Source organism: Microcoleus sp. OTE_8_concoct_300, assembly GCF_031383065.1.
Classification (GTDB): domain Bacteria; phylum Cyanobacteriota; class Cyanobacteriia; order Cyanobacteriales; family Microcoleaceae; genus Microcoleus.
This window is the reverse complement of record NZ_JANMZH010000569.1, coordinates 1-1,598: the sequence shown is the minus strand read 5'-3', so window position 1 is coordinate 1,598 and position 1,598 is coordinate 1. Positions and strand designations below refer to the sequence as shown.

4 protein-coding genes are annotated in these 1,598 nt (G+C 45.6%); all 4 read right to left on the bottom strand.

What is annotated here, in order from left to right; translation table 11 throughout:
* A partial coding sequence (locus ACUVJL_RS26010) for a hypothetical protein (RefSeq protein WP_445248481.1) occupies nucleotides 1-326 on the bottom strand: 326 nt, incomplete at its 3' end.
* A 26-nt stretch (nucleotides 327-352) separates the two neighbouring features.
* A complete protein-coding gene (locus ACUVJL_RS26005; protein ID WP_445248480.1) occupies nucleotides 353-703 on the bottom strand; it encodes a hypothetical protein in 351 nt (116 codons plus the stop codon).
* Nucleotides 704-1,049: 346 nt separating this feature from the next.
* The gene (locus ACUVJL_RS26000; RefSeq protein ID WP_445248479.1) at nucleotides 1,050-1,295 is read right to left on the bottom strand and encodes a hypothetical protein; all 246 of its coding nucleotides are present in this window, start codon (nucleotides 1,293-1,295) and stop codon (nucleotides 1,050-1,052) included.
* Between the two features lie 11 nt (nucleotides 1,296-1,306).
* On the bottom strand, nucleotides 1,307-1,486 hold the full coding sequence (locus tag ACUVJL_RS25995) for a hypothetical protein (protein WP_445248478.1): 180 nt from the start codon (nucleotides 1,484-1,486) through the stop codon (nucleotides 1,307-1,309).
* Nucleotides 1,487-1,598: the final 112 nt, after the last annotated feature.

Sequence of the window (1,598 nt, the reverse complement as noted above, 5' to 3'; positions counted from 1 at the left end):
TGTTCTTTAACTATCTTTTCCTCTGTAGGTCTCCACGCTGCTTCTATCGCAGCTCGAGTGTACTCGTTTAGCCGAGCCACTTGCAGTTTATTCGACTCAGCAAGAGAAGAACCTGGTGTCCACATCTCGTGAGTTCCTTTCGCTTGTTCGTTTGGAACAAAATTAGGCGGGTATTCCTTACCTGTCTCAGGATTGATAATTTTTGGAGGGCCCGATGTCACAGTCCCTATCACCTTGACAGAACTAATTTGAGGCCCGCCAATCGCCGTATAACCACCTGATGCTGGATCGTATTGCCCGTAAACCGGTTGCTCTGCTGCTGCCATAATTTTTTACCTGTTATTTACCTAAACTAAATAGAATTCGGATTCGGCATTGCCACACCTCGCGGCACCAAAATCCTCACTTGAAAAACATACTGCTCAAAAGGTCTCGCAACCCCATCCGAGACAACTTCCACTAATGAAACCTCGGGCCCAAAAATAGATAATTGAGAATCTTGGCTAGTATCTTGCTCCTCCCAAGAACGCAACAAAACAGCAGCGACTATACTTTCGGCAGTATTCACAGCAAGAGGTGCCAAAGCTGTAAAAGCTGGTGGAGTTCGTGAACTTCGCAAATCAGCCTTAGTGAAGGTTACACTCGTCGCTGTTTGGGTTGCCGTAGCACCAAAAAATGCAGTAAGAGGTTTGTCGATCGCCATACTAAATCAAGTTGGGATTAGGGAACGTAGAAACAGTGTCATCTTGGAAAATCTCAATCTCACTAAAATACCTTCGCTGCCACTTATTGAATCGAAATTCGAGAGTTTGCTCGAATGGTTTAATAATGAATTGAGAATCTGTACTTTGGTCTTGATTTCGCAGCCACCGCAAAATCAATGCGAGAGCTAATTGCTCGCTGCGGTTGTTTGCAGCAGGAGTAAAATCATAACTGGGAGTCAGACCGACCGGGGCTATCTAGTCATTCTTTAGGATTGTCAAGTTAGTCGCGGTCTGCGTAAATCCAGCCCCAAAGAAATTGGTTATTAGCGGTTCACTTGGCATGAGTCAAGGTAGATGAGTAATCAACAGAGTAAGAGGCTTACTACGAATAAGGAAACTATTGGCAACCAAATTCGTGACAACAATATGTGTAGAAGCCAACCACAAGAAAAATCCTGCATTAGGCAATCCCGAACCAGCAAAGGCTGCTTGGCCCGAAGTTAGCTCTATCCTCCCTACAACTGCGAGAATTTTATTAACATCTAATCCGTGAGGAATATTTACCGTTCCGCCTTGATCAGGGGCGGACAATTGACCAGAAATCAGCTTTGTAAGGGTTTGTCGGTACCTAAATCCCCCTCGACCTCAGTCAAGTAAATAGGATGAGAGTCGCTTGCGCCGACGTGAGCGGCCATAGCCGCCGCTAATTCGGCATCCCTCGCAATTCCACCAGGTATCCTGCTATCTGGAATTTGAGAACTCAAATCTATTAGCTCACCCACTAAATCACAGCCCCCTCAGACACAAGTAGTGATGCTGTACCCGATGCTGTAATCACACTAATAGCACCCAAATATCGGGCGGAACTAAACTCCTCTTTCCAGTAAAACCCAG

Coding starts and splice junctions, on each gene's coding strand:
- ACUVJL_RS26005 (WP_445248480.1), bottom strand. CDS start 703: ATGGCGATCGACAAACCTCTTACTGCATTTTTTGGTGCTACGGCAACC.